At 53.7% G+C, this 3,244-nt stretch carries 4 protein-coding genes; all 4 read left to right on the plus strand.

Annotated elements, in window-relative coordinates; all coding sequences use genetic code 11:
- The coding region (locus L691_RS0101965; RefSeq protein WP_025688458.1) for a peptidoglycan D,D-transpeptidase FtsI family protein at positions 1-1,309 on the plus strand (1,309 nt) is incomplete at its 5' end.
- Positions 1,310-1,335: 26 nt separating this feature from the next.
- Complete coding sequence (locus L691_RS0101970; protein WP_156934130.1) at positions 1,336-2,103, plus strand: Cof-type HAD-IIB family hydrolase; 768 nt, start codon at positions 1,336-1,338, stop codon at positions 2,101-2,103.
- 52 nt (positions 2,104-2,155) lie between these two features.
- A complete protein-coding gene (locus tag L691_RS0101975; RefSeq protein WP_025688461.1) occupies positions 2,156-2,641 on the plus strand; it encodes a DUF456 domain-containing protein in 486 nt (161 codons plus the stop codon).
- A gap of 26 nt (positions 2,642-2,667) precedes the next feature.
- On the plus strand, positions 2,668-3,244 hold a 577-nt coding region (locus L691_RS0101980), incomplete at its 3' end, for an oligosaccharide flippase family protein (RefSeq protein WP_025688462.1).

Genomic DNA, 3,244 nt, shown 5'->3' on the forward strand with positions numbered 1-3,244 from the left:
GAACGGATACCAGGAAATTTCCATCAATCCGCAGAACATGGCCGACAAAATCGAGAGGGTCGTGCCTCCCGTTAAAGGCAATGACATCTGGATGACGATTAACAAAAATGTGCAGCTCAAGACGGAGCAGGCGGTCACCGATCAATTAAAGTGGCTGCATACCCATACGGTACAGGGGAAGACGCATCCTGACGCTGTAACGGGCTACGCGGTCGCGATGGAAGTGGATACCGGAAATATCGTGGCCATGGCCAGCATGCCTGATTACGATACGAATGCCTGGGCCAGCGGCAGCATGGATACTGCAACCTACAATAAAATTAAAGATTACTATCAGAATGGTACGATTACTCCAAATGCTTCAGGCAGATCGGGCCATAATTTTGATTCAACCGTCCTGTTGGGTTCTACCGTCAAACCTCTGAGTGTGTTGGTGGGGCTAAATGAGGGACTCTTCAAAACCTCAGATTGGTATACGGACACAGGGATTACCTCATTTGGCAAAGCCGGCTATGAAACGAAGGTCAGGAATGCATCCGGTCACGTTTTAGGTAGAATGGATCCGGCCGAGGCCATAGCGCAGTCTTCCAACGTCTTTATGGTTGATATGGTCGGCAAGAGATTATATAAAAAATATGATTCCAAAGGCATTGGCGTATGGGATAAATATATGAAGGAGTTCGGGCTTGGTGTCTTTACGGAAGTAGACCTCCCCGGAGAAAGCGGGGGGAAAATCAACTACACCGATATTAACGCTGCGGGCAGCGTCCAGGCGGCGCTCGTCTACGCCTCCTTCGGGCAGCAGGGCAACTACACAGCGCTCCAACTGGCTCAGTACGCTTCGACGCTGGCCAACAAGGGCGAACGAATCAAGCCGCATCTTGTTAGCAAAATCACGGACTCCACGGGAAAAGTGGTCAAAACGTTCGGACGCGAAGTGCTGAATACCGTTAAGATGGATGATACTTACTGGAACGAAGTTAAACGCGGCATGAACAGTAATGTGAAGTCGGCCTTTGAGGGATTCCCTTACGATTTTGCCCGCAAAACAGGGACCTCACAGCAGGAATATTACAGTAAAGGACACAAGTACATGTTCGACAACGGCGTCTTCATCGCCTATGCGCCGCGCAACAAGCCGAAACTGGCTGTCGCGGTCGTAATCCCCGAAGGGGGCTTCGGCTCGAACAGCGCCGCGCCGGTGGCGCGTAAAATTTTCGACGCCTACGACTGGGAGTATGGTCTTGACGGCGTGCCGAAGAAGAGTCTTCAGCAGAATCAGGCCGCGCAAAGCGGCACGAATCAATAAATATATAGAAAAATGGAGGGATGGCGATGACTGCCAAATACCGCCTGTTAGCTTTGGATATGGATGGAACCCTGCTGAACAGTGAAGAACGGATTACACCGGAGACGGTGAAATGGATACACAAGGCCGTGGACGCGGGCATTCATGTCTGCTTGTCCACCGGGCGGGCGTTTAACTCCGCGTATCCTTACGCCCAGCAGCTTGGGCTGAAGACGCCGATGGTTACAGTAAACGGCAGTGAAGTGTGGCGTGCGCCGCATGAGCTGTACCGCCGTTCCCTGATGGACCCGCAGCTGATCAAACAAATGCACGCGATGGCGATAGAGTATGGCATCTGGTACTGGGCGTACTCGGTCGAGGGAGTGTATAACAAAGAAAGCTGGGACGGCAATATCGATGGGCGGGAATGGCTGAAATTCGGCTATGACACGGAAGATGATGAGATTCGCCATCGGGTGCTGATGAAGCTTCAGGACATGGGCGGTCTGGAGATTACCAACTCGTCTCCTTATAATCTGGAAATTAATGCTCTAGGTGTGAACAAGGCGTCTGGCATCCAAGAAGTGTGCGGCTTGCTGGGAATCAAGATGGAGGAAGTCATCGCGGTCGGCGACAGCCTGAACGATCTTGCGGTGATTCAGCAGGCGGGTCTTGGCGTAGCGATGGGCAATGCCCAGGATACCGTCAAGCAGGTGGCAGACGCGGTAACTTCAACGAATAACGAAGATGGAATCGCCGAGGTTATCCGCCGTTTTATTTTGCAGGATGAAGCGACAGCTTCACGAGAGCTGTAAACTGATGTGAACCTTCGGGTCCGCAGATCCTAATATACAGGAGGGACCAAGCTTGGCTATTCTCGGATGGGTTTTAATTATCGCACTGTTTGCCGTCGGCTTGGCCGGGGCCGTCTACCCTATTTTGCCGGGAGCTTTGGCGATTTACTTTGCCTTTTTCGTCTACGGCTGGTTCTTCGGCTTCGCCTCGTTCGGGCCATGGTTCTGGATTATCCAGACGCTGATCGTCGCAGCGCTGTTCATTGCCGATTATGTCGTGGGAGCATGGGGCGTCAAAAAATTCGGCGGCTCCCGTTCCTCCATCATCGGCAGCACAATCGGCCTGATCGTGGGGCCGTTCGTTATTCCGGCGTTCGGTTTGATTATCGGCCCGCTCCTAGGAGCGTTTATCGGCGAGATGATCGCCGGATCAGATCCCGGCAAAGCGCTCAAGGTCAGCGCAGGCTCCATGCTCGGGCTGTTCAGCAGCACGGTCGTCAAAATTGTGCTGCAAATCGTTATGGTCATCCTCTTCTTTATTTGGATCGGCCGGTATTAAATTCACTGCAAAGAAGGGGAAACAGGTTGTCGAAGAAGGATTCTTTTATCAAAGGCACGATTATTCTTGCCGCCGCCGCTCTGGTGGCGCGCGTGCTTGGCATTTTTCAGCGGGTTCCGCTGGAGCATTTATTCAACGATGTCGGGGATGCGGCCTTTTCGCAGGCCAACAATGTGTACCTTATGCTGCTGACGCTCGCCACGGCGGGTATTCCCAGCACGCTCAGCAAAATGGTCTCAGAGCGCTACGCCCTGAACCGTCCGGACGAAGCGCGGCAGGTTTACCGAGCCGCGCTTATTTTTGGCGCCGTCGCCGGCGTAATCATCAGCGCGGCGCTGTACATAACCGCTCCGCTATTCGCGAAACATGCTGGCGTGCCGGAAAGCACGCTGGCCATCCGGGCCATTGCCCCCGCGCTGCTGCTGTTCCCCACAATCGCGATGATGCGCGGGTACTCGCAGGGCCGCAATAATATGATGGCCAACGGGATCTCGCAAATCGTGGAGCAGATTGCCCGCGTGTTTACGGCCATCCTGTTGGCGTTTTTCCTGCTTCACCAGGGTTACGGCAACCCGGTTATGGCGGCGGGAGCTTCGTTCGGCA

Origin of the sequence: Paenibacillus zanthoxyli JH29, from assembly GCF_000520715.1 — a bacterium.
Taxonomy (GTDB): domain Bacteria; phylum Bacillota; class Bacilli; order Paenibacillales; family Paenibacillaceae; genus Paenibacillus_AQ; species Paenibacillus_AQ zanthoxyli.

Excerpts from the sequence above, each read along its gene's own strand:
- L691_RS0101970 (WP_156934130.1), top strand. The coding sequence starts at position 1,336 with ATGACTGCCAAATACCGCCTGTTAGCTTTGGATATGGATGGAACCCTG.